At 64.8% G+C, this 26,083-nt stretch carries 25 protein-coding genes and 1 pseudogene; 8 read left to right on the top strand and 18 right to left on the bottom strand.

The features are described 5' to 3' along the window. Positions 1–3: 3 nt before the first annotated feature. The 12 genes from FBY03_RS06540 to prlC all read right to left on the bottom strand — a co-directional run bounded on the left by FBY03_RS06540 (position 4) and on the right by prlC (position 14,220). Positions 4–945 carry a carbohydrate kinase gene (locus FBY03_RS06540; protein ID WP_147171386.1) on the bottom strand — a complete coding sequence of 314 codons (942 nt, stop codon included), beginning with the start codon at positions 943–945 and terminating at the stop codon, positions 4–6. Positions 946–1,036: 91 nt separating this feature from the next. Next, positions 1,037–2,521 carry a xylulokinase gene (xylB, locus tag FBY03_RS06535; protein ID WP_147171385.1) on the bottom strand — a complete coding sequence of 495 codons (1,485 nt, stop codon included), beginning with the start codon at positions 2,519–2,521 and terminating at the stop codon, positions 1,037–1,039. 83 nt (positions 2,522–2,604) lie between these two features. Then, positions 2,605–4,077, bottom strand: a complete 1,473-nt coding sequence (locus tag FBY03_RS06530; protein ID WP_147171384.1) for a mannitol dehydrogenase family protein — start codon at positions 4,075–4,077, stop codon at positions 2,605–2,607. A gap of 32 nt (positions 4,078–4,109) precedes the next feature. Beyond that, entirely contained in the window at positions 4,110–5,213 is a 1,104-nt protein-coding gene (locus tag FBY03_RS06525; protein ID WP_147171383.1) for an ABC transporter ATP-binding protein, read from the bottom strand. A 15-nt stretch (positions 5,214–5,228) separates the two neighbouring features. Then, positions 5,229–6,062: a carbohydrate ABC transporter permease gene (locus FBY03_RS06520; RefSeq protein WP_147171382.1), complete on the bottom strand. Its 834-nt coding sequence runs from the start codon at positions 6,060–6,062 to the stop codon at positions 5,229–5,231. 13 nt (positions 6,063–6,075) lie between these two features. Beyond that, positions 6,076–7,005 carry a carbohydrate ABC transporter permease gene (locus FBY03_RS06515; protein ID WP_147171381.1) on the bottom strand — a complete coding sequence of 310 codons (930 nt, stop codon included), beginning with the start codon at positions 7,003–7,005 and terminating at the stop codon, positions 6,076–6,078. A 92-nt stretch (positions 7,006–7,097) separates the two neighbouring features. Continuing rightward, positions 7,098–8,408 carry a sugar ABC transporter substrate-binding protein gene (locus FBY03_RS06510; RefSeq protein ID WP_147171380.1) on the bottom strand — a complete coding sequence of 437 codons (1,311 nt, stop codon included), beginning with the start codon at positions 8,406–8,408 and terminating at the stop codon, positions 7,098–7,100. Positions 8,409–8,622: 214 nt separating this feature from the next. Then, entirely contained in the window at positions 8,623–9,528 is a 906-nt protein-coding gene (locus tag FBY03_RS06505; RefSeq protein WP_147171379.1) for an AraC family transcriptional regulator, read from the bottom strand. Between the two features lie 158 nt (positions 9,529–9,686). Further along, on the bottom strand, positions 9,687–10,748 hold the full coding sequence (locus FBY03_RS06500; protein ID WP_147171378.1) for a PA0069 family radical SAM protein: 1,062 nt from the start codon (positions 10,746–10,748) through the stop codon (positions 9,687–9,689). A gap of 499 nt (positions 10,749–11,247) precedes the next feature. After that, positions 11,248–11,745 carry a VOC family protein gene (locus FBY03_RS06495; RefSeq protein WP_147171377.1) on the bottom strand — a complete coding sequence of 166 codons (498 nt, stop codon included), beginning with the start codon at positions 11,743–11,745 and terminating at the stop codon, positions 11,248–11,250. 148 nt (positions 11,746–11,893) lie between these two features. Next, entirely contained in the window at positions 11,894–12,175 is a 282-nt protein-coding gene (locus FBY03_RS06490; RefSeq protein WP_147171376.1) for a YheV family putative zinc ribbon protein, read from the bottom strand. Beyond that, complete coding sequence (gene prlC / locus FBY03_RS06485; protein WP_147171375.1) at positions 12,172–14,220, bottom strand: oligopeptidase A; 2,049 nt, start codon at positions 14,218–14,220, stop codon at positions 12,172–12,174. The genes FBY03_RS06490 and prlC overlap by 4 nt, the downstream gene beginning before the upstream one ends. Before the next feature lie 283 nt (positions 14,221–14,503). Between prlC and FBY03_RS06480 the strand changes: the two genes are divergently transcribed. Then, on the top strand, positions 14,504–15,049 hold the full coding sequence (locus FBY03_RS06480; RefSeq protein WP_147171374.1) for a gamma carbonic anhydrase family protein: 546 nt from the start codon (positions 14,504–14,506) through the stop codon (positions 15,047–15,049). A 189-nt stretch (positions 15,050–15,238) separates the two neighbouring features. Continuing rightward, positions 15,239–15,886, top strand: a complete 648-nt coding sequence (locus FBY03_RS06475; RefSeq protein WP_147171373.1) for an HAD family hydrolase — start codon at positions 15,239–15,241, stop codon at positions 15,884–15,886. Positions 15,887–16,015: 129 nt separating this feature from the next. Here the strand turns inward: FBY03_RS06475 and FBY03_RS06470 are convergent, their stop codons facing one another. Beyond that, positions 16,016–16,246 (bottom strand): DUF1161 domain-containing protein, encoded by a 231-nt coding sequence (locus tag FBY03_RS06470; RefSeq protein WP_147171372.1) that lies wholly within the window; start codon positions 16,244–16,246, stop codon positions 16,016–16,018. Positions 16,247–16,307: 61 nt separating this feature from the next. Next, positions 16,308–17,384, bottom strand: coding sequence for an aminopeptidase (locus FBY03_RS06465; protein WP_147171431.1), 1,077 nt, complete (start codon positions 17,382–17,384; stop codon positions 16,308–16,310). Positions 17,385–17,470: 86 nt separating this feature from the next. Between FBY03_RS06465 and FBY03_RS06460 the strand changes: the two genes are divergently transcribed. Beyond that, positions 17,471–17,890 (top strand): hypothetical protein, encoded by a 420-nt coding sequence (locus tag FBY03_RS06460; protein WP_147171371.1) that lies wholly within the window; start codon positions 17,471–17,473, stop codon positions 17,888–17,890. A gap of 96 nt (positions 17,891–17,986) precedes the next feature. Here FBY03_RS06460 and FBY03_RS06455 read toward each other — a convergent pair whose 3' ends face one another. The 4 genes and pseudogenes from FBY03_RS06455 to FBY03_RS06440 form a co-directional block, all read right to left on the bottom strand. Beyond that, positions 17,987–18,412, bottom strand: coding sequence for an OsmC family protein (locus tag FBY03_RS06455; RefSeq protein WP_147171370.1), 426 nt, complete (start codon positions 18,410–18,412; stop codon positions 17,987–17,989). 119 nt (positions 18,413–18,531) lie between these two features. Next, positions 18,532–19,525, bottom strand: a pseudogene (locus FBY03_RS06450) (LLM class flavin-dependent oxidoreductase). 256 nt (positions 19,526–19,781) lie between these two features. Next, on the bottom strand, positions 19,782–19,997 hold the full coding sequence (locus FBY03_RS06445; RefSeq protein WP_147171369.1) for a dodecin: 216 nt from the start codon (positions 19,995–19,997) through the stop codon (positions 19,782–19,784). A 116-nt stretch (positions 19,998–20,113) separates the two neighbouring features. Continuing rightward, entirely contained in the window at positions 20,114–21,004 is an 891-nt protein-coding gene (locus FBY03_RS06440; RefSeq protein ID WP_147171368.1) for a LysR family transcriptional regulator, read from the bottom strand. Between the two features lie 130 nt (positions 21,005–21,134). On the opposite strand from FBY03_RS06440, the gene trpB reads away from it, so the two are divergent. The 5 genes from trpB to FBY03_RS06415 all read left to right on the top strand — a co-directional run bounded on the left by trpB (position 21,135) and on the right by FBY03_RS06415 (position 26,027). Further along, a complete protein-coding gene (trpB, locus tag FBY03_RS06435; protein ID WP_147171367.1) occupies positions 21,135–22,346 on the top strand; it encodes a tryptophan synthase subunit beta in 1,212 nt (403 codons plus the stop codon). Next, on the top strand, positions 22,343–23,152 hold the full coding sequence (gene trpA, locus FBY03_RS06430; RefSeq protein ID WP_147171366.1) for a tryptophan synthase subunit alpha: 810 nt from the start codon (positions 22,343–22,345) through the stop codon (positions 23,150–23,152). The genes trpB and trpA overlap by 4 nt, the downstream gene beginning before the upstream one ends. A 177-nt stretch (positions 23,153–23,329) precedes the next feature. After that, positions 23,330–24,244: a LysR family transcriptional regulator gene (locus tag FBY03_RS06425; RefSeq protein WP_147171365.1), complete on the top strand. Its 915-nt coding sequence runs from the start codon at positions 23,330–23,332 to the stop codon at positions 24,242–24,244. 6 nt (positions 24,245–24,250) lie between these two features. Continuing rightward, entirely contained in the window at positions 24,251–25,156 is a 906-nt protein-coding gene (locus tag FBY03_RS06420; RefSeq protein ID WP_147171364.1) for a LysR family transcriptional regulator, read from the top strand. A gap of 244 nt (positions 25,157–25,400) precedes the next feature. Further along, positions 25,401–26,027, top strand: coding sequence for a glutathione S-transferase family protein (locus tag FBY03_RS06415; RefSeq protein ID WP_147171363.1), 627 nt, complete (start codon positions 25,401–25,403; stop codon positions 26,025–26,027). Positions 26,028–26,083 lie beyond the last annotated feature (56 nt).

Raw genomic sequence — 26,083 nt, 5'->3', positions numbered from 1 at the left:
GGCTCATGGCTGTTCCAGCTCATGGGCGTAGGGCAGATCCGGCCCGACCCGCGAGCAGGTCACTGCGGCTGCGCGCACGGCGTAGCCGAGCATTGCCTCGATGTGCCCGCGGGACAGCTCGGCCAGCGCCGCCGGGCTATCCAGCCCATGCCGGCTCAGGTAGGCGAGCAGCGCGGCCTGGAAGGTGTCACCGGCGCCGACGGTATCGCGGGTCTGCACCGCCTGCGCCGGCACCGACCAATGCCCGTGCTGGCGGCTGTGCACGCTGGCACCGTCGCTGCCGTGGGTGAGGAACACCAGCTGACAACGCTGAGCGAGCCACTGGCTGACGACCTCCTCGGGCTTGCGCTGCGGGTAGAGCAGCGCCAGGTCTTCCTCGCTGACCTTGATCAGGTGCGCCTGGGCGGCGAAGGCCTCGATGCGCTGGCGCCACAGCTCGATGCTGGGCTCGACCCCGAGGCGCACGTTGGGATCGAGGCTGATCAGGCGCTGATCGCCCTCGCGCCGCACCAGTTCGAACAGGGTATCGGCGATGGGCGTCACCACCAGGGAGTAAGAGCCGACATGGATGCCGCGCACCCGCATATCGAGTGCCGGCAGATGCTCAGTGCGCAGCTGCCGATCGGCGCAGCCCTCGCCGCGAAAGCTGTAGTGCGGCACGCCCTGGGTGTCGACCGCGACCATCGCCAGGGTGGTTGGCGCGTCGCTGTCGACCAGGTAGCGCTCGCTCACCCCTTCCTCCTGCAACACCCGGCGCAGCCGGGCACCGAGGAAGTCGCTGGATATCCCGGCGAACAGGGCCGAGTCGATGCCCAGACGGCGCAAACCGACCGCGACATTGAACGGCGAGCCGCCAGCAATCGCCTGCAAATCCAGCTGACTGCTGCGCGCGCCGGCCTCCAGGCTGAAGACATCGAACAGGGCTTCACCACACACTAGATACATAACCGTCTCCGCATCGGGGAAAGGCGCCGCAGCGCACAGGACATTCGGGTTCGGCGTGGCGCGTCTGGCTGGCAGACCCGCCGCCGGGCATTTATTGCAGCTGTTGCACCTGCTCGCGATAGCGCTGGTACACCAGCTCGTAGCGCGCACTGCGCTCAGGGTCCGGCTCGGTTGCGCGGCTCTCATCGAGGCTGACGCAGGTCGCACACAACTCGTCCAGGCTGGTGCTGCGCCCCTGTTCACGCGCCAGGCTCCAGGCCGCCTGAATCGCCGCACCGAGCGCCGCCGCCTCGCTATGCCGCGGACAGACCAGCGGGGTGGCCATGATGTCGGCGACGATCTGTCGCCAGATCGGACTATTGGCGCCGCCACCGATCAAGCGGATGCTGCGGCATTCGATACCGCTGGCGCGCAACAGATCGAGGCCATAGCGCAGGCCGAAGCTGGTGCCCTCGACCACCGCCCGGCAGAGGTTGGCGCGGGTCAGGTTGTCGCTGGTCATGCCGAACAGGCTGGCGCTGGCATTCGGCAATGGCGGCACCCGTTCGCCATTGAGGAACGGCAACATCAGTACCCCCTCGGCGCCGATCGGCGCTTGTGCCACCAGGGCGCCGAAGCTGGCCAGGTCCAGGTCCAGCAGTTGCTGGATGGCGCCCGTGGCGTTGGTCAGGTTCATGGTGCAGATCAACGGCAGCCAGCCGCCGGAGGACGAGCAGAAACTGGCGACCTGCGGCTGCGGGCTGACCTGCGGCTGCTCGGCATAGGCGTACAGGGTGCCGGATGTGCCCAGGCTCATGGTGATCGCACCGGGGCGAATGTTGCCGGTGCCGATGGCCCCCATCATGTTGTCACCACCGCCGCTGGCCACCAGCGCACGCGGGTTGAGCCCCAGGCGCTGGGCGACTTGCGGGCGCAGCGGGCCGAGGCAGCGACCTGACTCGATGAGCTCCGGTAGGGCCGCCACCAAGCGCCCCGACGGATCGATATGCTCGAGCAAGGCGCTATCCCAGCGGCGCCGACGCACATCGAAATAGCCGGTGCCGGAAGCATCGCCATACTCGCTGCAGTAACGGCCGCTCAGCCAGTAGTTGAGGTAGTCGTGGGGCAGCAGGATATGGGCGATGCGCGCGAAGACGTCAGGGTGCTGCTCCTGGGTCCAGAGCAGTTTGGACACCGTGTAACCAGGCGCAATGGCCACGCCCAGACGCTCCAGCGAACCCGCCTCGCCGCCGAGGTAGTCGAGCAGGCGCCGATTCTGCGGCGTCGATTCGGTATCGCACCACAACTTGGCCGGCCGCAGCACCTCGCCGTGCTCATCGAGCAACACCAGGCCGTGCTGTTGACCGGATACGCCGACCGCGAGAATGGCGCTGCCGGGCACCCCGGCCTGCTCCAGGGCGGCGCGGGTGGCCTGCTCGAACGCCAGCAGCCAATCGGCCGGCTGCTGCTCGCGCTTGCCGTTAGCCGCGCTGATCAGCCGGTGCGCGGCACTGCCTTCGCCGAGTACCCGGCCGCTGTCGGCGTCCAGCACCAGCGCCTTGGTGCCCTGGGTTCCGCAATCGATGCCTAGAAACATACGCGTCTGATCCCGTGAATTCAGCCCAGGCTCTGCACTTTCAGTTGTTCGAGCAGGCTGGACATATGGGGGCTCCTGGTGGCTTAACCGAGCAGGGTTTGCAGGGTGGCGCTCACGCCCTGGCTGCGCAGGCTGTCGAGGTTGCGCTGGAAGGCCGCGACGAACGCCGCCGACTGTGGGATCGCCGTGCCGAAGATCGCCTCGGCCCCCAGCAGCTTGACGCTGATCTGCTCACGCTCGGCGACCAGCGCCTGGCAATAGTCTGCACGCGGGTCGACGATGTTGAAGCGCTCACCACGCTCATCGACGCCTTCGAGGTACAGCGCCCAGGCCGCTACCACCAGCGCGACGCGCTCGAGCGGCTGGCCGTCGGCGATCAGCCGGTTGAGGGTCGGCACGATGAACTTGGGCAGCTTCGACGAACCATCGGAGCAGATCCGCTCCAGTTGATCGGCGATGGCCTGGTTGGAGAAACGCTCGATCAGCGTGTCCTTGTACACATCCAGGTCGATGCCCGGCACCGGCGCCAGTTGCGGGGTGACATCCAGGTCCATGAAGGTCCGCACGAAACGCCGCAACAACGGATCGTTCATGGTCTCGTGCGCGAAGCGATAACCCTTGAGAAAGCCCAGGTAGGTCAGCGCCAGATGGCTGCCGTTGAGCAGCTTGATCTTCATCTCTTCGTAGGGCGTAACGTCGTCGGTGAACTGCACCCCGACCTTTTCCCAGGCCGGCCGACCGTTGACGAACTTGTCCTCCAGCACCCACTGCACGAAGGGCTCGCAGACCACCGGCCAGGCGTCCTCGATGCCGTGGCGCTCGGCCAGTTGCCGGCGGTGCGCGTCACTGGTCATGGGGGTGATGCGGTCGACCATGGCATTGGGGAAACTGACGTTGGCCTCGATCCAGGCTGCCAGCTCGGGGTCAGCCAGACCGGCGAAGCTGAGCAGCGCCTTGCGCGTCACCGCACCGTTGTGCGGCAGGTTATCGCAGGACATCAGGGTAAAGGCCGGGGTGCCGACGGCGCGACGCTTGGCCAAGGCCGCGCAGAGAAAGCCGAAGACGCTGCGCGGGGCCTCGGGATGGGCCAGGTCGTGCTGGATGTCGGGCAGCTCGGCGAGAAACTCGCCGCTGCTGTCGTCCATGCAGTAGCCGCCTTCGGTGATGGTCAGCGAGACGATGCGGATCGCCGGATCGGCCAGTTTGTCGATCAGCGCCTGCGGCGAATCCTCGGCCAGCAGCATGCCACTGATGGCGCCAACCACTTGCACCGCGTTGCGCACGTCGTCGCCCAGCTCGACCAGGGTGTAGAGGTAATCCTGCCCGGCCAGGGCATCGCGCATGGCGCGATCCGCGCCGCGCAGGCCGACGCCGCAGATGCTCCAGTCGAGGGCTTCGCCCTGGTTCATCAGGGCCTCGGTGTAGATCGCTTCATGGGCGCGGTGGAAGCCGCCGACGCCGATGTGGGCGATGCCCTGCTGGGTCGTATCGGCACGGTAGGCGGGCAGCGCGATAGGCGCCGCCAGCTGTTCGAGATGCTGGCGATTGAGTTTCATCTGAGCTTCCTAAGCGGGTCTCACGGGCGGCCTCAGGCCGCCTGCTGGAGTCGTTTGGCAATGGCCTGGCCATCGGCATCGAAGAGGTGGCAATGCGCCGGATCGAACGCCAGTTCCAGGGTTTCGCCAGAGCGCGGAGCGAAATCGCCACGCACCCGAATGGTCAGCATCTCCTTGGAGGCCGTGCGCACGTGGCAGTAGGTGTCGCTGCCCAGACGCTCGCTGACATCGGCGGTAACCCGCAGCTGGCCTTGGCCGGCCGGCACTATATTGAAGTGCTCGGGACGCACGCCCAGGGTCACCGGGCTGCCCGCGGCGAGGCCGCCAGCGGCCAACGGCAGGCTTAGCTGCGCGCCGCACTCCAGCTTCACCTCGCAGGCGGCGCCGTCGGCCTTGCCGGCCTGGCCACGCAGGAAGCCCATCTTCGGTGTGCCGAGGAACCCGGCAACGAACAGGTTGGCCGGCTGGTGATAGAGCTCCATCGGCGAGCCGACCTGCTCGACACGTCCGCCGTTGAGCACCACCACCTTGTCGGCCAGGGTCATGGCTTCGACCTGGTCGTGGGTCACGTAGATCATGGTCGCCTGCAGCTCCTGGTGCAGGCGCGCCAGCTCCAGTCGGGTCTGCACGCGCAGGGCGGCGTCGAGGTTGGACAGCGGCTCGTCGAACAGAAAGATCTTCGGGTTACGCACGATGGCGCGGCCGATGGCCACGCGCTGGCGCTGGCCGCCGGAGAGCTGCTTGGGCTTGCGCTCGAGCAGCGGCTCCAGCTCGAGGATGCGCGCAGCGTTCTGCACCTTTTCCTTGACCTCGCTCTTGGCCACACCGGCCAGGTCGAGGGCGAAGGACAGGTTCTTGCCCACGGTCATGTGCGGGTACAGGGCGTAGGTCTGGAACACCATGGCCAGGTCGCGCTTGGCCGGGGCCATGTCGGTGATGTCCTTACCGTCGAGTTCGATGGTGCCGCTGCTGACTTCCTCGAGCCCGGCGATCAACCGCAGCAGGGTGGACTTGCCGCAGCCGGACGGACCGACGAACACGACGAACTCGCGGTCGCGTACGTCCAGGTCGATGCCCTTGATGATGGCGGTGCCGTCGAAGCCTTTTTTCAGGTTACGAATCTTCAAATCTGCCATGGGAAAATCCTCTTGTTACTTGACTGCGCCGAAGGACAGGCCGCGTACGAGTTGTTTTTGGCTGATCCAGCCGAAGATCAGGATGGGCGCACAAGCCAGGGTCGAAACCGCCGAGAGCTTGGCCCAGAACAGGCCTTCTGGACTGGAGTAGGACGCGACCAGCGCGGTGAGCGGGGCGGCGGCCGAGGAGGTCAGGTTGAGCGACCAGAACGCCTCGTTCCAGCACAGGATCAACGACAGCAACATGGTCGAGGCCAGGCCGCCGCGGGCGATCGGCAGCAGCACGCGACCGATCTCCTGCAGGGTGGTGGCGCCGTCCAGGCGTGCGGCTTCAAGGATGTCGACGGGGATGTCCTTGAAGTAGGTGTAAATCATCCAGACCACGATCGGCAGGTTGATCAGGGTGTAGATGACGATCAGCGCAATGCGTGAATCGAGCAGGCCCAGGTTCTGGCAGATCAGGTAGATCGGCATCAGCACGCCCACCGGTGGCAGCATCTTGGTCGACAGCATCCACAGCAGCGTGCGCTTGGTGTGGCGGCTCTCGAAGAACGCCATGGAGTAAGCCGCTGGCACCGCGATAAGCATGCACAGCAGGGTCGCCACGGAGGAAATCAGCAGCGAATTCCAGGCGAAGCTGAAGTAATCACTGCGCTCATTGATCAGCAGGTAGTTCTCCAGCGTCGGCGTGAAGAAGAACTGCGGCGGCGTGGCGAACGCATCGATCTCGGTCTTGAAGCTGGTGAGGATCATCCACAGGATCGGGAAGAAAATCAGCGCTGCGATAGCCCAGGATGAAGTGCCGACCAGCACACTCTGCAGGCGACGGGATTGTTTAAGCGTGAGCATGATCAAAGCCTCATTACTGGTTGGTGAGGTTCTTGCCGATCATTCGGATCAGCACGATCGCCGCGAGGTTGGCGATGACCACCGCGATCAACCCGCCAGCGGATGCCATGCCGACGTCGAATTGCAGCAGCGCATGGTTGTAGATCAGGTAGGCCAGGTTAGTGGACTCGAAACCGGGGCCGCCGCTGGTGGTGGTGAAGATTTCGGCGAACACCGAGAGCAGGAAGATCGTCTCGATCATCACCACCACGGCGATCGGCCGGGCCAGGTGCGGCAGGGTCAGGTGCCAGAAGATCGCGATGGGCCCGGCACCATCGAGGCGCGCGGCCTCCTTCTGATCCTGATCCAGCGACTGCATGGCGGTCATCAGGATCAGGATGGCGAACGGCAGCCACTGCCAGGACACGATGAAGATGATCGACAGCAACGGATGCTGCGCCAGCCAGTCCACCGGTTGCGCGCCGAAGAACTTCCAGATGGCGGCGAGGATCCCGGAGACCGGATGGAAGATCAGGTTCTTCCACACCAGCGCACTGACCGTCGGCATGATGAAGAAGGGCGAAATCAGCAGCACCCGCACGATGCCCCGGCCCCAGAACTCACAGGCTTCCAGCAGCGCGGCGATCAGCACGCCGAACACCACGCTGATCAGCAGCACGCTGCCGACCAGGGTCAGGGTATTGAGCGCACCCGGCATAAAGCCGGCGTCGGTGAGGAAGTATTCGAAGTTCTCCAGACCGACGAACTGGTTCTCGCCGGGGTACAGCAGGTTGTAACGAATCAGCGAGAAATAGATGGTCATGCCCAGGGGGATGATCATCCACAGCAGCAGCAGGGCCACTGAGGGGCTGACCAGAAACCAGCCAGGCTTGAGCGGGCGGCGCTTACCGCCGGCAGTCGCGGGCGCACTTTTCAGGTGCGTGTCGAGGGTCGAAGTAGTCATGGCGACTCCGTGTTGATTCGGCAAGAACAGACGGTCGGACACCGGCATTCAGGGCTGTATGCGCGGTGCCTGGACGGCCTATGAGAGGTGGGCTACTTCGGATAGCCCGCGCGTTTCATCTCACGCGCTGTGGACTGCTGGGCCGCCATGAGCGCCTGGTCGACCGACATGTGGCCGGTGAGCGCTGCGGTGAACTGCATACCGACCTGGGTACCGATGGCCTGGAACTCAGGAATGGTGACCAACTGAATACCGACATAGGGCACCGGCTTGAGCGTCGGATTCGCCGGGTCGGCCTGCTTCAAGGATTCCAGCGTGACCTTGGCGAACGGCGCGGCGGCCATGTAGGCATCGCTATAGGTCGAGGCGCGGGTGCCAGGCGGCACGTTGCTCACGCCATCGGTCTCGGCGACCAGCTTGGCGTACTCCTGGGAAGTGGCCCAGGCGCTGAAGAGCTTGGCCGCGGCCTTGGACTTGGAGCTGGTGGGAATCCCCAGCGCCCAGGAATACAACCAGGCCGAACCCTTGTCGGTGACCTGCTGTGGCGCATGGCTGAAGCCAACCTGGTCGGCAATCTTGCTCTGGCTGCTGTCGGTGACGAAGGAGCCCGCCACGCTGGCATCCACCCACAGCGCACACTTGCCGCTGTTGAACAGCGCCAGGTTCTCGTTGAAGCCGTTGCTGGAAGCGCCCGGCGGGCCGTAATGCTTCATGGTGTCGACGTAGAAGTTCAGCGCCTGCTTCCACTCGCTGCCGGTGAATTCGGGCTGCCATTGCTCGTCGAACCAGCGCGCACCGTAAGCGTTGGCCACGGTACTGATCAGCGCCATGTTCTCGCCCCAGCCGGCCTTGCCACGCAGGCAAATACCGTATTGCTCCTGCTCCGGCTTGTGCAGCTTGGCGGCGAACTCGCCCATCTGCTCCCAGGTCGGGTAGTCGGGCATGCTCAGCCCCGCCTGCTCGAACAGGTCGGTGCGGTAGTAGGTGATCGAGCTTTCGGCGTAGAACGGCAGGGCGTACAGCGTGCCCTTGACCGACAGGCCTTCGCGCACGGAGGGGAAGACATCATCGAGCGCATAGTCGGCCGGCAGGTCGGTCATTGGCTCAAGCCAGCCTTTCTCGCCCCACAGCGAGGCTTCGTACATGCCGATGGTCAGCACGTCGAACTGACCACCCTTGGTGGCGATATCGGTGGTCAGGCGCTGGCGCAGGACATTCTCTTCGAGCACCACCCACTTCAGGTCGATCTCCGGGTGCTGTGCTTCGAAGGTTTTCGAGAGCCGCTGCATGCGGATCATGTCGCTGTTGTTGACCGTGGCGATGGTCAGGGTTTCCGCGGCGAAGGCGAACGCCGACAGGGACAGGCAGGAAACAGTCACTAAGGCTTTAGCTGAATGGTTCATTGTTTTGAACTCCTCTCCTGCGTCGCTACAGCGACCGGAGATCGATATTGTTTTTGTATTAGTCGACCTGCATTACACCCCCAGAGTCAGCCTCGAACAAATCCTTGGCTGCACCTAAACCGATACGTTTTTGCACTGAATAATCAGTGCGAAACCCAGAAAATCCTGCTGCAGGTCAATAAAATCGGGCAAATCCAGCGAGCTCACCGGCAAATCAGTACAGGTTTTGCTCGGTCAACCGCTGCGCCACCTGCTTGCGGTAGTCGGAGGGCGTCATGCCCTTGAGCGCATGGAAGCGTCGGTTGAAGTTGGAAATATTGCTGAAGCCGGACTCGAAGCAGATATCGGTCACTGGCATGTCGCTCTTGCTCAACAGCTCGCAGGATTTGCTCACCCGCAGGCGATTGACGAACTCGACGAAGCCGCGCCCGGTGGCGTGCTTGAAGAAGCGTGAGAAGTAGGTCGGGGTCATGCCCAAATACTCCGCTACCTCTTCCTGGCTCAGGTCCTGAGCATAGCGTTGGAAGATGTAGTCCACCGCGCGGTTGATGCGGTCGACATGCAGTTCATCAGCCGGTTGCGTGGGGAGCCGGCCGGAGAGCAGCTGGTAGTCCTCGCTGGCGGCCAGCAGTTCGAGGAGGATGAAGAAGTGGCCGAGGCGGGTGGCGCCCTGGGAGTCGGCGATCTTCTGCAGCAGCTGCCGCGCCTCGCGGATGCAGCGCGGATCGCGGAACTCGATGCCGAACTGCGCCCGCGCCAGCAACGGTGCCAGGCTTTTCAGCTCGTCGAACACCGCGATGCCGCGGTCCAGTACCTTGTCGGTGAAATTGACCAGCATGTCGCGCTCGGCGAATTCCTCGCCCTCGGCGGCCTGGCTGATCCAGTTGTGCGGCAGGTTGGGCCCGGTAAGGAACAGGCTATCGGGGGAAAAATTGCCAATGTAGTCACCGATAAACACCTTGCCCGAGCTGGCCGTGATCAGGTGCAGCTCGTACTCCTTGTGGAAATGCCAACGTACCAGCGGGCAGGGAAAGCCATGCTGACGATAGATCAGCGAGTGGCCTTCGTGATCATCCATCAACTCGAAGGAGGGGTCGGGTACACGGGCTGTACGGGTCATGGCTGGGTGGTCAGTTAACGCGTGAGTTATTCAAGTTCTAACACATCACGGCCAATCGCAAGCGCGAATGAGTCAACCAGTTTCCACGACAGAGCAATTCTTAGTCGCAGCGAGACGGCGAAGTCCCACTACCATCAATGCGCCACGGCACCTCATGCTCAAAGCAGGCTCAGCTGAGCACCCGGCGGGCAGAATTGCGAGCAGTCCAGACCCTGGGTGTCACGACGATCCAGACCCAGCTTGCGACTGGCGAGGCGAAAGCGCTGGGCCAGCAAGTCGGCGAACTGGCCTTCGCCGCGCATGCGACTGCCAAAGCGGCTGTCGTAGTGCTTGCCGCCGCGCGACTGGCGGATCAGGCTCATCACATGGGCAGCGCGCGCGGGGAAGTGCGCCTGCAACCACTCCTCGAACAACTCGGCGATTTCCCGCGGCAGACGCAGCAGCACATAACCGGCCGAGCGCGCGCCGGCATCACGAGCGGCCTCGAGCAGGCGCTCCAGCTCCATGTCGTTGATCATCGGAATCATCGGTGCGCAGATCACGCTGACCGGCACACCTGCCTCGTGCAGCGTGCGCATGGCGCGCAAGCGGGCCCCCGGCGAGGCGGCGCGCGGCTCCATGATGCGTTTCAGTTCGTCGTCGAGCGTGGTCAGGCTGAAGGCCACGCTGACCAGGCGCTGACTGGCCAGCTCGCTGAGCAGGTCGAGGTCGCGCAGGATCAGCGAACCCTTGGTGATGATGTGCAGCGGATGCTTGTAGCGCAGGAGAATTTCCAGGGCCTGGCGGGTCAGGCGCTGCTCGCGCTCGATCGGCTGGTAGGCATCGGTGTTGATGCCCAGGGCGATTGGCTGCGGCACGTAGCCGGGCTTCTGCAATTGTTCTTCCAGGCGGCTGGCCAGGTTGGTCTTGGCGATCAGCCGGGTTTCGAAATCGATGCCCGGCGACATGTCCCAATAGGCGTGGCTGGGCCGGGCGAAGCAGTAGATACAGCCGTGCTCGCAGCCACGATAGGGGTTTACCGAACGGTCGAAACCGACATCCGGCGAGTTGTTGCGGGTGATGACGCTCTTGGCGATCTCGCTGCGCACTTCGGTGGCGCGCGACGGCGGCGTCTCGTCCTGAAACCAGCCGTCGTCCTCGGCCACCGCACGGGTCGGCGCGAAACGGTTATGCGGGTTGCTGGCGGTACCGCGACCGCGCGGCGGTAGGGAAACGGACATGGGCGACTCCGGCAAAATACTGTATATAAATACAGTTATTTTACCCTCTAACCAAGTACCTGCCGTCGCCTGCCGCCAGCATCCCCTGCCCAGGCCGTAGACCCTAGGGTCTGTTGCCGTTTCATTCGCGGCCGCGCCGTAGCCTGTTTTTGCGCGAGGCAAGGCACGAGGAGCGCGGTTTGGTTGTTCCAAATGAGCGACGAGAAACGCCGCATCGCGCAAAAACAGGCCCGGCCCTTCGGGTTGCGCGGGAAATGGCCCCCGCTGTTGTTGCAGGACTTGGCAAGGGAATGACCATTACCTGCGTCCTGCGCCTAATCGGGGGCCATTTCTCGCGGCAACGCGGCTCGCAATGAAACGGCAACAGACCCTAGGATCATGTGCAAGGTCTGTAGCATCGTAGGGTAGATAACGCTTTTCCATCCACCCAGCCCTGCTAGCCCGGAGAAGCGCCAGCGCAATCCGCAACAAGCGTCCTCGAATTGTCCAGGCCACCAAGCTAACCGGCGTACGCCTGTTGCAGCGTGGCGATGTCGAGCTTGCGCATCTGCAGCAGCGCCGTCATGACCCGTTGCGACTTGCTCGGGTCGGGGTCGCTGAGCAGCTCCGGCAACACGCTGGGCACGATCTGCCAGGACAGGCCATAGCGATCCTTGAGCCAGCCGCACTGTTGCGCAGCCGGATCGCCGCCCGCACAAAGCGCGTCCCAGTAGTGGTCCACTTCGTCCTGGGTCTGGCAATTGACCTGCAGCGAGATGGCCTCGTTAAAGCGGAACACCGGTCCGCCGTTGAGTGCGGTAAAGGCCTGGCCATCCAGTTCGAACGCCACGGCCATCACCGTGCCCGGCGCCTTGCCGTGGAGTTCGCGCCCCGCTTCGCCGTAGCGCGAGAGGCTGACGATCCGCGAATGGGCGAAGATGGACAGGTACAACGCGACGGCCTGTTCGGCTTGGTCATCGAACCACAGGCAGGGGTTGATCCTTTGTATGCGCGACATGGCAGTTCTCCTGGTCGAATCCAGTCGCCGTCGGGAATGGCGGTGACTCCCAGTTAGTCGTTTACACGACTCGCAAATCGACAGCCCACCTGGATAAATCTGGACTGAACCCAGATCGGGGCGGGCTTGGCCACATGCTGCCCGGATATTACTCCGTGGGTTTCTTCAGCTTGGGGTTGGGGAAGAACTGCACCGCCTGCACCTTGCTATCGGCGGGCTTGGCCGGCGCGGCGCTGACCCGCGTGCCCAGTTCCTTGGGCACCGACTGACCCTGGGCATTGAGGGTATCGACATAGCCGCAGCTCACGCACTCGCGGTGCGGCACGCCGTCTTCGTCCCACATCTTGATGCTGTCCATGGCGCTGCACGCCGGGCACACGGCGCCGGCGATAAAGCGTTTCTTGGTCACATTGACGGGTGCATCGCTCATGCGGCCTCCTGACTCAGACCGAGGTGGCGGAGCAGGGCGTCGATGCGCGGCTCACGACCACGGAAGTCGACGAACAGCTGCATGGGTTCCTGCGAGCCGCCACGGGCGAGGATCGCCTCGCGGAAGGCGCGGCCGGTGGCGCCGTTGAACACCCCTTCCTCCTCGAACCGGGAGAAGGCATCGGCGGACAGCACCTCGGCCCACTTGTAACTGTAGTAACCGGCCGCGTAACCGCCGGCGAAGATGTGCGCGAAGCTGTTGGGGAAGCGGTTGTAGGCCGGCGGTCGCAGCACCGAGACCTCGTCGCGGATGCCTTCGAGCACCTCAAGCACGCTGCGGCCGTCGCCGTGGCTGGCGTGCAGCTCGAAGTCGAACAGCGAGAACTCCAGCTGGCGCACCATCATCAGCCCGGACTGGAAGTTCTTCGCCGCCAGCATCTTGTCCAGCAGGTCCTGGGGCAGCGGTTCACCGCTCTCATAGTGACCGGAGATCAGCGCCAGGCCTTCCGGCTCCCAGCACCAGTTCTCCATGAACTGGCTCGGCAGTTCGACCGCATCCCAGGCCACGCCGTTGATCCCCGAAGCGCCGGCATGTTCGACGCGGGTCAGCAGGTGGTGCAGGCCGTGGCCGAATTCGTGGAACAGGGTGGTGACCTCGTCGTGGGTCAGCAGCGTCGGCTTACCGCCGACCGCCGGGGTGAAGTTGCACACCAGGTTGGCCACCGGGCTGATCAACTCGCCCGAGGCGGCGCGGCGCTTGTCGCGGGCGCCGTCCATCCAGGCGCCACCGCGCTTGTTGGCGCGGGCATAGAGGTCGAAGAAGAAACGCCCAAGCGGCGCGCCGTGCTCGCTGATCTGGAACAGGCGCACCTCCGGGTGCCAGGCGTCGAAGCCGCTGAGCTCCTCGATCTGGATACCGTAGAGTTTCTCGACTATGGCGAACAGGCCGCTCAATACCTTGTCGATGGGGAAGTAGGCGCGGAGGATTTCCTGGGAGATGCTATAGCGCTGCTCGCGCAGCTTCTCGCCGTAGTAACCGACGTCCCAGCTCTGCAGATCGGCGCAGCCCTGCTCGGCGGCGAAGGCTTGCAGCTCCTGCAGGTCCTGGGCGGCGAAGGGTTTGCTGCGTTGCGCCAGGTCGCGCAGGAAGTGCAACACCTGGTCTGGGGTTTCGGCCATCTTGGTCGCCAGGCTCAGCTCGGCGTAGCTGGCAAAGCCGAGCAACTTGGCTAGTTCCTGGCGCAGGCCGAGGATTTCCTCCATCACCGGACCGTTGTCGTGCTGGCCGGCGTTCGGCCCCTGGTCCGAGGCGCGGGTGCAGTAGGCGGCGTACAGCTCTTCGCGCAGGGCGCGATCGTCGGCATAGGTCATCACCGCGAAGTAGCTGGGGAACTCCAGGCTGATCAGCCAGCCGTCGAGGTTCTTGGCCTCCGCTGCCTGCTTCATCTGCGCCTTGGCCGAGTCGGTCAGGCCGGCCAGCGCCGCTTCATCGCTGACGTGCTTGCTCCAGGCCTGGGTGGCATCGAGCAGCTGATTGGAGAAGCGGCTGGCCAGCTCGGACAGTTTCATCTGGATGGCGCCATAACGCTGCTGCTCGGCTTCCGGCAGATCGATGCCGGACAGGTGGAAGTCGCGCAGGGCGTGTTCCAGGATGGTCGTCTGCGCCACCTCGAAAGCGACCGCCGCCGGACTCTTGGCCAGCGCGTCGTAGGCCTGGAACAGCGCGCGGTTCTGCCCCAGCTCGGTCCAGTACTCGGACAACTTGGGCAGACAAGCCTCGTAGGCGGCGCGCAGTTCGGGGCTGTTGCACACTGCATTCAGGTGGCTGACCGGACCCCAGGCGCGGCCGAGGCGCTCATGCAATTCATCGAGCACCAGCACCAGACCCTCCCAGCTCGGTGTGCCAGACTGTTTACTCAAGAGTTCGCCAATCGCGGCGCGGTTATCGGCGAGAATCGCATCCACCGCCGGCTCGACATGCTCGGGCCGGATAGCTGAATAAGGTGGCAGGTCGAAGGAGTGCAGCAGGGGGTTGTTGGCAGTCAAGGCAGGGCACCTGTATCGAAATGGGTTGCATGCTGTGACCCCCCAGCGGAGCAAAAGGCTCCCAAGCAGGCCTGGTGAAAACTACTGCGCTCGGTCATGCAGCGTTAAAAACAGCTTCGAAATGCTCATTTACAGCTCGTAAACTGCGCTTTCTCAGCTGTTTTCGCCTTGCCTGACCTTTGCTCGCTACGCTTTCACTGGGCCTGCAAGACCAGGATGTCAGCGGATATGCCCGCTATCTTAATTACAATCAGCGCTTACCGCAGCTTAAGAGGTTTCTATCGTGTCGATACGCAGTTACCAACAGTTCACTCCGCTACTCGGCGAGCGGGTGTTTGTCGATGCTTCCGCCGTGGTCCTCGGCGATGTGGAAATCGGCGACGACAGCTCGATCTGGCCGCTGGTGGTGATCCGCGGCGACATGCACAGCATCCGCATCGGCGAGCGCTCCAGCGTGCAGGATGGCAGCGTGTTGCACATCACCCATGCCGGGCCCTTCAACCCCGGCGGCTATCCGCTGAACATCGGCGACGATGTGACCATCGGCCACAAGGTCGTCCTGCACGGCTGCAACGTCGGCAACCGGGTGCTGATCGGCATGGGCAGCATCGTCATGGACGGGGTAGTGATCGAGGACGAAGTAGTGCTCGGCGCCGGCAGCCTGGTGCCGCCGGGCAAGCGCCTGGAGAGCGGCTATTTGTACGTTGGCAGCCCGGCCAAGCAGGCGCGCCCGTTGAGCGAGAAGGAGCGCAGCTACTTCAGCTACAGCGCCGCCAACTACGTGCGCCTGAAGGACCAGCATTTGATGGAAGGCTACTCGTCCAACTGAGCCGAGGCAGACCTGCCGACTAGTGGCCTGTACGGCTAGTTGGTTAACTCAAGTTCAGATGCCTGAGGTTCCGAGACCAGGCGCTGCGACGAGTCATAGCGGGCTATGGCGAGGAGCGGCAACGCAGTATCGGCAACTCAGACGTCGAAATTGACTGATTGAACGTGCCACACCGGCCACTAGGTAACCATGCACTACCAGACCATCCTCTTCGACCTCGACGGCACCCTCACCGACCCGCGCGAGGGCATCACCCGCTCGGTGCAGTTCGCCCTGAGCCGGCTGGGCATCGACGAGCCCGATCTGCGGGCGCTGGAGCACTTCATCGGCCCGCCGCTGTTGCAGTGCTTCATGCAAACCTATGGCTTCGACGAGGCCACGGCCTGGCAGGCGGTGGCGCATTATCGCGAACGCTTCGCCGAAGTCGGCCTGTATGAGAACCGTCTGTTCGACGGGGTTGGCGAGCTGCTGGAATTGCTGCTCGCGCAGAATCGCACCCTGTATATCGCCACCAGCAAGCCGGCGGTGTTCGCCTCCGAGATCGCTCGGCATTTCGACTTCGCCCGGCACTTCAAGCTGATCTATGGCAGCGAGCTGGACGGCACGCGCACCGACAAGGTCGAGTTGATCCGCCACCTGCTCGAGCAGGAAGGCCTGAGCGCGGCAGACTGCCTGATGATCGGCGACCGCAAACACGACCTGATCGGCGCCCGGCGCAATGGTCTGGATGCGGCGGCGGTGGGCTATGGCTTCGGCAGCGCCGAGGAGTTGCGGGCCGAGACGCCGAGCTATTACTTCCAGTCCCTGGCCGAACTGCACCGGGCGTTCATGACTTAGGCCGCCGGGCGAGTCATAGGTAGGAGCGGCCTTGGCCGCGAAATACCTGTCAGCTCACACAGTTGCGTCGACCTGACGACCTTCGCGGTCAAGACCGCTGCCACTACCCTGCGCTGCCAGCTCATGCGTCTAGCCGTTGTTCTGGTAGATGATCTTCTTGCTGCCGCCCTCGCAACTGCCGACCACCAGACTCTCGTCATGCACTTCGTCGTTAGCCACGATCTCCAGGGTGTAGCTGACCACGCCGGCGGCCTGGATCTTCGCTTCGATCTCCTGCTTCAGCTCCTCGCAGGGTTTCGGCGCCGCCAATGCCGCGCCACTCAGCAGCGCCAACAGCAACAACACGCTCCATCTGTTCATTGCACACCGCCTGTGTTTTCGGGACTCGTAGGCGTTGGACCGGTCAAGCCTGCGGCAAGTTCTAGCCGGCATCCTGCAAGGCTTGCAGCGCCTCGGTTCGCGCCTCGAGCGGCAGCTCGCCCAGGCTGGCCACGCGCCGGTAGAACAGCGCCCAATCACCCTGCACCTGGGCGAACAATGCCGCGAACGCCGGCACCCACCGATCGTAGAGACCGAACGGCAGCAGCTTGGCGTTGTTCAGCGGCGCCTCGATCCAGGCATCGTAGCGACCGACACCGCCCCACTGACTATCGCGCAGCGCGCGGTAGTCGGCGCGCAGGCGCTCGAACTCGGCCTGCTTGGCGGCGCGCATGGCCGGCACCGGCAGCTCGCTGGCATACAGCCGCTGCAATCGGGCTCGGCTGGCCAGGACCAGCGCGGTGAACTGCTCGCGTTGCGCGCTGCCGTGCGGGTCTGCGGGCGCCAAACCACGGGACGCACGCCACTGACGCGAGCCTTCGCGCTCGACGAAGGTGGCGAAGGACTCATTGAAGGCGGTGTCGTCGCTGACATACAGCTGCTGATGGGCCAGCTCATGGAAGATCACCGCAATCAGTCGCTCATCGCTCCAGCGCAGCATGCTGTTGAGGATCGGATCGTCGAACCAGCCCAGGGTCGAGTAGGCTTCGACGCCGCCCAGGTAGGTATCGAAGCCGCGCTGCTTGAGCAACGCTGCGGCCCCACGGGCGCGACTCTGCTGGTAATAGCCGCGGTAGGCCACGCAACCGGCGATGGGGAAACAGTGCAGCTCGGGCTTGAGGGAGAACTCGGGGGTGGCGAACAGATTCCACAGCACATAGGGTCGCTGCACATCGGCATACAGGCGGTAGCTGCGGTTATCCGGCAGACCCAGGACGGCGCTGGCGAAGCTGCGCGCCTGCAGGGCCAGGGCCAGACGCTGGCGCAGCTGCGGCGACAGCTGCGGGTCCTCGAGCAGGCGGCTGATCGGTTGCCGCGCCTGCAGCAATTGCAGCTGACCACGCGCCAGGTGGCCGTAGTAGTCGAGCGTGCCGCAGCCGCCCAGCAGCAGCGCCGCCAATAGCGGAACCCAGCGCCAGCGCCGTGAGTCGATAGGGAAGAAGTCCGTGCAATGCGTCATGCCGACCACGCTAGCGCATTGCACGCACTGCCTCCAGCAGCGGATCGGCGTAAGCTGAACTCAACTGCTCGCTTTCGGAGACCGACATGTACCGCTTAAGCCTGCTTGCCAGCCTAGTCTTACTCAACGCCTGCGCCTCGCCGGTGCCGCCGCACGATCAGGGGCACGCCTGGGTCGAACTGTCCACCACCGCCAGCGATTTGCTGATGGCCGACCGACTCGATGGCGAACGCCTCAACGATGGCCGCTACTTCCAGGTGTCGCCCGGTTCCCACGAGCTGCTGGCACGCTTTCAGTTCGAAGTTCCGGGTGGCGGCGGGGTCAATATCATGGCCGAACCCGAGCAACGCACCTGTGAGATCCGCGTGCGCTACGCCGACTTCGCCGCTGGCCAACGCTACCGCCTGGAAGCCCGGCCGCTGGTGACAAAAGCTCAGGCCTGGCTGTATGACGACCAGCGCAATGTGCTGGCGCGCGGGCGCGTGTTGCGCTGCGGCACCTTCTGAGCGCTGGGCCGTGCTCGCGGCGTTTCCGCCCGGATCGACCTGAGCACACAGCCGTTGCTGGATCGCGACGAACGTCAGCAATCCAGCAGCTCTCGATCAGCTGTCGAGCACGGACTCCAGGGTGATCTTGGCATTCAGCACCTTGGACACCGGACAACCTTGCTTCGCGGCTTCCACAGCCTTGTCGAAGGCCTCACGGTTGGCACCGGGGATTTTCGCCCGCAGCGACAGGTGCACGGCGCTGATGACGAAGCCGCCGTCGACCGTGTCCAGGGTGACTTCGGCCTGGGTGTCGATGCTCTCGGCGGTCATGCCGGAGTCACCCAGTTGCTTGGACAGCGCCATGGAAAAACAACCGGCATGCGCCGCGCCGATCAGCTCCTCGGGGTTGGTCCCCGGTTGATTCTCGAAGCGTGAGTTAAAGCCATAGGGGGTGTTCGACAGCGCCCCGCTCTGGGTGGAAAGCGTGCCTTTGCCGTCCTTGATGCCGCCTTGCCAATGTGCCGATGCCGTCTTCTTCATCTGGGTTCTCCATTTCATCAGGGCTACAGAGTTCAGAGAGCGTTACCCCGCACAAGTTCGCCGCGATTTGCCCTGCATCAGCTCGTACTAGCGCCAGTGGCCGAAATGCCAGGGCTGAACTAACGCAACTGGGCGAGGATTTCGAAGGCGCGCAGGCGGTCGGCAAACTCGTACAGGTCGCAGGTGAAGATCAGCTCGTCGGCGCCGGTCTGCTCCAGCAACACCTCGAGGCGCGCGGACTTTCTCCGGACCACCGACCACCGCCATGCCGAAAAAGCTGCCGACCGCCTCCTTCTCATGCGGTAACCACAGGCCGTCCATGCTCTGCACCGGTGGCCGTTGCACCAGGCTCTGGCCACGGATCAGGGCGAGGATGCGCTGGTAGGCGGAGGTCACCAGGTAGTTCGCCTGCTCGTCGCTGTCGGCCGCCACCAGCGGCACGCCGAGCATCACGTAGGGCTGGTCGAGTACCGCCGAGGGCTTGAAGTGGTTGCGGTAGACGCGAATCGCCTCGTGCATCATGCGTGGCGCGAAGTGCGAGGCGAAGGCATAGGGCAGACCTCGCTCGCCCGCCAGCTGGGCGCTGAACAGGCTGGAGCCGAGCAGCCAGATCGGCACCTGGGTGCCGCTGCCCGGCATGGCGATCACCCGCTGGTCCGGCGTGCGCGGTCCCAGGTAGCGCTGCAACTCCGCCACATCCGCGGGAAAGTCATCGGCGCTGCCGGAGCGTTCGCGGCGCAGCGCCTGGGCGGTGAACTGATCGGCGCCCGGCGCCCGGCCCAGGCCCAGGTCGATACGCCCCGGATACAGGGTGGCGAGGGTGCCGAACTGTTCGGCGATCACCAGGGGCGCGTGATTGGGCAGCATCACCCCACCGGAGCCGAGGCGAATGCTCGAGGTGTTGGCCGCCAGATAACCGAGCAGCACCGCGGTCGCCGAGCTGGCGATGCCGTCCATGTTGTGGTGTTCGGCCACCCAGAAACGGCTGAAACCCAGGCGCTCGACATGCTGCGCCAGTGCCAGGGAGTTGCCCAGCGCCTGTGCGGGGCCGCCGTCATCACGGATCGGCGCGAGGTCGAGGGTGGAAATCTTCGTCTGTGCTAAAGCGCTCATCAGCCCTACCTGTTCGATTAATCGGAGCTATCGGCGCTGTCAGCGGCAATACCCGAGTTAATTAGTGGGGCTTGTTTTAACTAACTTCAAGGGCGAGCGGTGCGCAGCGACTCGGCGCGAGCCGCGCGAGGCAGGGATCAAGGGCTGCCAGTAGCCGCTCGCGCACAGGCCCGGTCCGCTCGTGCCTGTGCGCCATGAGCAGCCGTACAACCAAGGGTTGCGCTAGCGGCCGATGAGTCGGGCAAGCAGCCCGGACTCAGCTGCTGCTGATGCGGAAACCGACTTTGAGGGTCACCTGATAGTGGCCGACCTTGCCGTTCTCGATGTGCCCGCGGGTCTCGACCACTTCGAACCAGTCCAGGTTGCGGATCGATTTGGCGCATTCGGCCAGGCCATTGTTGATCGCCTCATCGATGCTGATGTGCGAAGAGCCGACGATCTCGATTTTCTTATAGGTGTGGTGGTCAGACATGGCGTTTCTCCTCGAGGGGATAGTTAAACGCTAGTCGAGAAGAATCGGGGGCGTGACCAATATTTGGCATATAGGGCCAAACCAAACGCGATAGTCAAAAAACCAGCAAAGGCTCTCTAGCGCTCACTCAACTCGCTCCGCAGCCACTCGGCCAACTGCTGCGCGCGCTTGTCCAGGCGTCGCGCGGGCACCCACAAGGCCAGCCGCGCCGGGGTTGCGACGAAGCCCCAGGGTGCGACCAGGCGGCCACCCGCCAGGTCGTCGGCCACCAGTTGTTGCGGCGCGATGGCCACCCCGAGGCCCGCGGCAGCAGCCTCCAGCAGGTAGTAGAGGTGCTCGAAGCCCTGGCCCAAGCTGAGCGCCTCGGCGTCCAGGGCATTGCCCGCCGCCCAACTCGGCCAGGCCTGCGGCCGCGAACTGGTGTGCAGCAAGGGTTCGCCCAACAAGGCTGCAGCCGGCGCCTGGTGCAGTGTGGCAAACCGTGCGTAACGCGGACTCAGCACCGGGCCGATACGCTCGGCGGCCAGCTCGAACACCCGCATGTCCGCCGGCCAGGGCGGTTCGGCGAACCACAGGGTGGCGTCGACCCCGGCGCGGCGCGGGTCCAGCTCACCCTCGCTGGCCGACAGCTGCAGGCGCAACTCCGGCAGCTGGCGGTTGAGCCGATCCAGCCGCGGAATGAACCAGCGCGCCAGCAGGCTGCCGGGGCAGGCCAATACGAACGGCGCCTCGGCCTGGCCCTGCTGCAACTCGCCGCACACCGCGCGCAGACGCGCGAAGGCCTCGCTGCTGACATCGCGCAACCGGCTACCCGCGTCTGTGAGTTTAACGCCGCGCCCATCCTTGACGAACAAGGCCACGCCGAGGTGCTCTTCCAGCATCCGTATCTGCCGACTGACCGCGCCATGCGTGACATTCAGCTGCTCGGCGGCCTGGCTGACGCTCTGCAGACGGGCCGCCGCCTCGAACGCGCGCAGGGCGTTGAGCGGGGGAAGGCTCTGGCTCATAGGTGAGTTTTCCTGACAGATTAAAGCGATCTTATCGCTTTTGTCCCAGGCCACACAGCCTTATCCTGTGGCCATTGTCCTAGGTGCCCGCACGCTGGTGCCTACATACCCACACCCGCAGGAGAACGCCATGACCTCTTTGTGCAGCGGCCCCGACGCCAACGGCCTGTTCGGCTCGTTCGGCGGCCAGTACGTCGCCGAAACCCTGATGCCGCTGATCCACGACCTGGCCGCCGAGTACGAGAAGGCCAAGCTCGACCCGGAATTCGCCAAGGAACTGGCCTACTTCCAGCGCGACTACGTCGGCCGGCCCAGCCCGCTGTATTTCGCCGAGCGCCTGACCGAGCACTGCGGCGGCGCGAAGATCTACCTCAAGCGCGAGGAGCTGAACCACACCGGCGCGCACAAGATCAACAACTGCATCGGCCAGATCCTCCTGGCCCGGCGCATGGGCAAGCAACGCATCATCGCCGAGACCGGCGCCGGCATGCACGGCGTGGCCACCGCCACCGTGGCGGCGCGCTTCGGCCTGGACTGCGTGATCTACATGGGCACCACCGACATCGAGCGCCAGCAGGCCAACGTGTTTCGCATGAAGCTGCTCGGCGCCGAGGTGATTCCGGTCACCGCCGGCACCGGCACCCTCAAGGATGCGATGAACGAAGCCCTGCGCGACTGGGTGACCAACGTCGACAACACCTTCTACCTGATCGGCACTGTCGCCGGCCCGCACCCTTACCCGGCGATGGTCCGCGACTTCCAGGCAGTGATCGGCAAGGAAACCCGCGAGCAGCTGCAGGCCCAGGAAGGTCGCCTGCCCGATAGCCTGGTCGCCTGCATCGGCGGTGGCTCCAATGCCATGGGCCTGTTCCATCCGTTCCTCGATGACCAGTCGGTGCAGATCGTCGGCGTCGAAGCGGCCGGTTACGGCATCGACACCGGCAAGCACGCGGCCAGCCTCAACGGCGGCGTGCCGGGTGTGCTGCACGGCAACCGCACCTTCCTGCTGCAGGACGACGACGGCCAGATCATCGACGCCCACTCGATCTCCGCCGGCCTCGACTACCCCGGCATCGGCCCGGAACATGCCTGGTTGCATGACATCGGCCGGGTCGAATACACCTCGGTGACCGACCAGGAAGCGCTCGACGCCTTCCATAAATGCTGCCGCCTGGAAGGCATCATCCCGGCCCTGGAAAGCGCCCACGCCCTGGCCGAAGTGTTCAAGCGCGCACCGACGCTGCCCAAGGAGCACCTGATGGTGGTCAACCTGTCCGGGCGCGGCGACAAGGACATGCAAACCGTGATGCACCACATGGGCGAACTGGAGAACCAAGCATGAGCCGCCTGCAGAGCCGCTTTGCCGAGCTGAAACAGCAGAACCGCGCCGCCCTGGTGACCTTCGTCACCGCCGGCGACCCCAATTACGCCGCCTCGCTGGCGATCCTCAAGGGCCTGCCGGCGGCCGGCGCCGACGTGATCGAGCTGGGCATGCCGTTCACCGACCCGATGGCCGACGGCCCGGCGATCCAGCTGGCCAACATCCGCGCCCTGGCCGCCAAGCAGAACCTGGCCAAGACCCTGCAGATGGTCCGCGAATTCCGCCAAGACGAGCAGGACACCCCGCTGGTGCTGATGGGCTACTTCAACCCGATCCACAAGTACGGGGTCGCGCGCTTCATCGCCGAGGCTAGGGAGTCCGGGGTCGACGGCCTGATCGTGGTCGACCTGCCGCCGGAACATAACGTCGACCTCTGTGACCCGGCGCAAGCGGCGGGTCTGGACTTCATCCGCCTGACCACCCCGACCACCGACGACAAGCGCCTGCCCAAGGTGCTCAACGGCAGCTCCGGCTTCGTCTACTACGTCTCGGTGGCGGGCGTCACCGGTGCCGGTGCGGCGACCCTGGAACACGTCGAGCAAGCGGTGGCGCGCCTGCGCCGGCATACCGACCTGCCGATCAGCATCGGCTTCGGCATCCGCACCCCGGAACAGGCCGCCTCCATCGCTCGCCTGGCCGACGGCGTGGTGGTCGGCTCGGCGCTGATCGACCAGATCGCCCATGCCGAGGACAGCGAGCAGGCCGTGCAGGGCGTGCTGAGCCTGTGCCGCGACCTGGCCGACGGGGTGCGCAACGCCCGTCTGTAAGGCTAGCGCGACAAACAAAGCCGCTACTGCCACACAGGCGTAGCGGCTTTTATGTGTGTGCCGAGCCTGCAGGCGCCAAACAACCCCAGCCTGATTAGCAAAAACGCTGAATAACCCCGGTCAAAACCCCAGCACTGTTGCCCATAATGCAAGGGCCAGCCAGCAGGAGAGGCGCAAGTGGACAGGTTTCAGGAGATGCAGGTGTTTCTCGCCGTCGCCGAGGAACAGGGTTTTGCCGCCGCCGCCCGCCGTTTGCACCTGTCGCCCCCCAGCGTGACCCGCGCGGTGGCGGCCCTCGAAGAACGCATCGGCACCCTGCTGCTGGCGCGCACCACGCGCAGCGTGCACCTGACCGAGGCCGGCCAGCGCTACCTGGAAGACTGCCGGCGGATTCTCGCCGAGCTGGAGGAGGCCGAGGAGTCCGCCGCCGGCAGCCATGCCATGCCCCGCGGCCAACTGTGCCTGACCGCCCCGGTGCTGTTCGGCGAGCTGTTCGTCACTCCGCTGATGGTCGACTACCTCGAGCAGCACCCGGCGGTGACGATCAAGGCCCTGCTGCTCGACCGCGTGGCGAGCATGGTCGACGAAGGCATCGATGTCGCCGTGCGCATCGGCCACCTGCCGGACAACGGTTTGCACGCCGTGCTGGTCGGCAGCGTGCGCCAGGTGGTCTGCGCCGCCCCGGCCTATCTGCAACGGCACGGCCGACCAGCGCACCCGCGCGACTTGTATGAGGCGCGCATCGTCCTCGCCGCCAGCAGCAGCCTGCTCACCGACTGGCAATTCAACACAGCCGAAGGGGCGTTGAACATCCGCCCAGAACCGCGCCTGCTGGTCACCGCCAACCAGGCCGCGATCAATGCCGCGCAACTGGGCTGGGGCCTGACCCGCGTGCTCTCCTATCAGGTAGCCGCGCTCGTGGCCGCCGGCGAGCTGGAGCTGCTGCTGGAACGCTTCGAGCCGCCGCCGCTGCCCATCCACGTGGTCTATCAGGGCGGCCGCAGGGTGCCGGCCAAGGTGCGCAGCTTTGTCGATTACTGCGTCGAGCGCTTGCGCGGCGATGCGGCGCTCAATCCACCGGCGCGTCGCTGACCGAGCATGGACCGCTATCAACAGATGCGCGCATTTCAGGCCGTGGCCGAAGACCTCAGCCTGGCCGCAGCGGCGCGACGCCTGAGCGTGTCCGCGGCCACCTTGACCCGTGCCATTGCCACCCTGGAGCAGCGTCTCGGCACCGCCTTGCTGAGCCGCAGCACCCGCGGCGTGCACCTGACCGAGGCTGGCCAGCGCTTCGCCCTCGACTGCCAGCGCATCCTGCACGAGGTGGCGGAGGCGGACGAGTCGGCCAGCGGCCTGCACCGGCAAGCGCGCGGTCGGCTGACCCTGGCCATGCCGCTGCTGTTTGGTCAGCAGGTGCTGACGCCGATCCTGCTCGACTACCTGGATGCCTACCGCGAAGTGCAGATTCTCGGCCAGTACCTGGACCACGTGCCCAACCTGCACGAGGAAGGGGTGGATGTCGCGATCCAGGTCGGCGAGCTGGCGGACTCGTCGTTGTACGCGCTCAAGGTCGGCAGTATCCGCCGGGTGGTCTGCGCCAGCCCAGGGTACCTGGCCGCGCGGGGTGAACCGGAGACGCCGCAGAGCCTGGACAGCGCATGGATCATCCATGCGAGTGCCGATACGCGCCTGCCGGAATGGCGCTTCCAGCACCGTGGCCAGGCGCTGACGGTGAGCCTGCGTCCGCGCCTCAGCTGCACCACCCATCAGGCGGCGATCGCGGCGGCCTGCCGGGGCGCCGGCCTGACCCGCTGCATGAGCTACCAGATCCATGGGCAGCTGCAGGCGGGCCAACTCAAAACGCTACTGACGGACTTCGAACTGCCCTGCCAGCCGGTCCACCTGGTTTACCGTGAAGGCCGCAGGGCCGCCGCGCGGGTGCGCAGCTTCGTCGATTTCGCGGCGGCGAAACTGCGCGAACACCCCGCGCTCACCCCACGCTGACGGCCGCCACGGAGCGCCGCGGGCAGGGCGGATCGGCTCCAGGTGCGTGCCGCACCGTCGCCAATGCAAGGCCGAATAGGACTACAGCCGCCTCAGGCGTTATTGCGAAAGCTGAAACAGTGGATTGTCATTTCTGGTGATTCTGCAATTTACAGTGAGGATGGATGATCACTTCCATCGGCACGGCCTCTGCTATTAGCGCCCGCCGCCGAGCGACCCACTCAACTGCCTTGCGGAGACTCCCATGTCCCAGAACGCCATCAAACTGTTTCGTCATCCCCTCTCCGGCCACGCCCATCGGGTCGAGCTGATGCTGTCCCTGCTCGGCCTGCCTAGCGAACTGGTGTCCGTCGACCTGGCCAAGGGCGCCCACAAGCAACCCGAGTTCCTGGCGATGAACCCCTTCGGTCTGGTGCCGGTGATCGACGACAACGGCACAGTGCTGAGCGAATCCAACGCCATCTTGGTGTACCTGGCCATAACCTACGGTGAAGGCCGCTGGTTGCCGAGCGATGCCGTCGGCGCCGCCCAGGTGGAACGTTGGTTATCGATTGCCGCCGGACCAATGGCCTCGGGCCCAGGCAGAGCACGGTTGATCACCGTATTCGGTGCACCCTATAACGCCGCAGAAGTGATTGCCCAGTCCCGCGCCCTGCTCAAGGTGATTGAAACTGAGCTGCAAGGCCGACAGTTCTTGATTGGCCAGCAGCCGAGCATTGCCGACATCGCCAGCTATGCCTATATAGCTCATGCCCCGGAAGGCAATGTGTCGCTGGCCGACTACCCGAATATCCGCGCCTGGCTGGCGCGGATCGAAGCGCTGCCGCGCTTCGTGCCGATGCAGCGCAGCGCCGCCGGCCTGCAAGCCTGATTCGCCGCGCCGGTCACCCCTGCGGTGGCCGGCGCCCTGTCGTCTGAGTTGTTCTG

This window comes from Pseudomonas sp. SJZ079 (assembly GCF_007993865.1).
Lineage (GTDB): Bacteria > Pseudomonadota > Gammaproteobacteria > Pseudomonadales > Pseudomonadaceae > Aquipseudomonas.
The sequence above is the reverse complement of the archived record's forward strand: the minus strand, read 5'-3'. Positions and strand labels throughout refer to the sequence as shown.

What these genes read in the sequence shown, in the direction of transcription:
- FBY03_RS06470 (WP_147171372.1), bottom strand. Translation starts at nt 16,246, where the DNA reads ATGAACAGATGGAGCGTGTTGTTGCTGTTGGCGCTGCTGAGTGGCGCG.
- trpB (WP_147171367.1), top strand. Translation starts at nt 21,135, where the DNA reads ATGACCTCTTTGTGCAGCGGCCCCGACGCCAACGGCCTGTTCGGCTCG.
- FBY03_RS06540 (WP_147171386.1), bottom strand. Translation starts at nt 945, where the DNA reads ATGTATCTAGTGTGTGGTGAAGCCCTGTTCGATGTCTTCAGCCTGGAG.
- FBY03_RS06515 (WP_147171381.1), bottom strand. Translation starts at nt 7,005, where the DNA reads ATGACTACTTCGACCCTCGACACGCACCTGAAAAGTGCGCCCGCGACT.
- FBY03_RS06500 (WP_147171378.1), bottom strand. Translation starts at nt 10,748, where the DNA reads ATGTCCGTTTCCCTACCGCCGCGCGGTCGCGGTACCGCCAGCAACCCG.
- FBY03_RS06520 (WP_147171382.1), bottom strand. Translation starts at nt 6,062, where the DNA reads ATGCTCACGCTTAAACAATCCCGTCGCCTGCAGAGTGTGCTGGTCGGC.
- FBY03_RS06475 (WP_147171373.1), top strand. Translation starts at nt 15,239, where the DNA reads ATGCACTACCAGACCATCCTCTTCGACCTCGACGGCACCCTCACCGAC.
- FBY03_RS06490 (WP_147171376.1), bottom strand. Translation starts at nt 12,175, where the DNA reads ATGAGCGATGCACCCGTCAATGTGACCAAGAAACGCTTTATCGCCGGC.
- FBY03_RS06525 (WP_147171383.1), bottom strand. Translation starts at nt 5,213, where the DNA reads ATGGCAGATTTGAAGATTCGTAACCTGAAAAAAGGCTTCGACGGCACC.
- trpA (WP_147171366.1), top strand. Translation starts at nt 22,343, where the DNA reads ATGAGCCGCCTGCAGAGCCGCTTTGCCGAGCTGAAACAGCAGAACCGC.
- FBY03_RS06530 (WP_147171384.1), bottom strand. Translation starts at nt 4,077, where the DNA reads ATGAAACTCAATCGCCAGCATCTCGAACAGCTGGCGGCGCCTATCGCG.
- FBY03_RS06510 (WP_147171380.1), bottom strand. Translation starts at nt 8,408, where the DNA reads ATGAACCATTCAGCTAAAGCCTTAGTGACTGTTTCCTGCCTGTCCCTG.
- FBY03_RS06420 (WP_147171364.1), top strand. Translation starts at nt 24,251, where the DNA reads ATGGACCGCTATCAACAGATGCGCGCATTTCAGGCCGTGGCCGAAGAC.
- FBY03_RS06460 (WP_147171371.1), top strand. Translation starts at nt 17,471, where the DNA reads ATGTACCGCTTAAGCCTGCTTGCCAGCCTAGTCTTACTCAACGCCTGC.
- FBY03_RS06505 (WP_147171379.1), bottom strand. Translation starts at nt 9,528, where the DNA reads ATGACCCGTACAGCCCGTGTACCCGACCCCTCCTTCGAGTTGATGGAT.
- FBY03_RS06440 (WP_147171368.1), bottom strand. Translation starts at nt 21,004, where the DNA reads ATGAGCCAGAGCCTTCCCCCGCTCAACGCCCTGCGCGCGTTCGAGGCG.
- FBY03_RS06495 (WP_147171377.1), bottom strand. Translation starts at nt 11,745, where the DNA reads ATGTCGCGCATACAAAGGATCAACCCCTGCCTGTGGTTCGATGACCAA.
- FBY03_RS06465 (WP_147171431.1), bottom strand. Translation starts at nt 17,384, where the DNA reads ATGACGCATTGCACGGACTTCTTCCCTATCGACTCACGGCGCTGGCGC.
- xylB (WP_147171385.1), bottom strand. Translation starts at nt 2,521, where the DNA reads ATGTTTCTAGGCATCGATTGCGGAACCCAGGGCACCAAGGCGCTGGTG.
- FBY03_RS06445 (WP_147171369.1), bottom strand. Translation starts at nt 19,997, where the DNA reads ATGTCTGACCACCACACCTATAAGAAAATCGAGATCGTCGGCTCTTCG.
- FBY03_RS06455 (WP_147171370.1), bottom strand. Translation starts at nt 18,412, where the DNA reads ATGAAGAAGACGGCATCGGCACATTGGCAAGGCGGCATCAAGGACGGC.
- FBY03_RS06415 (WP_147171363.1), top strand. Translation starts at nt 25,401, where the DNA reads ATGTCCCAGAACGCCATCAAACTGTTTCGTCATCCCCTCTCCGGCCAC.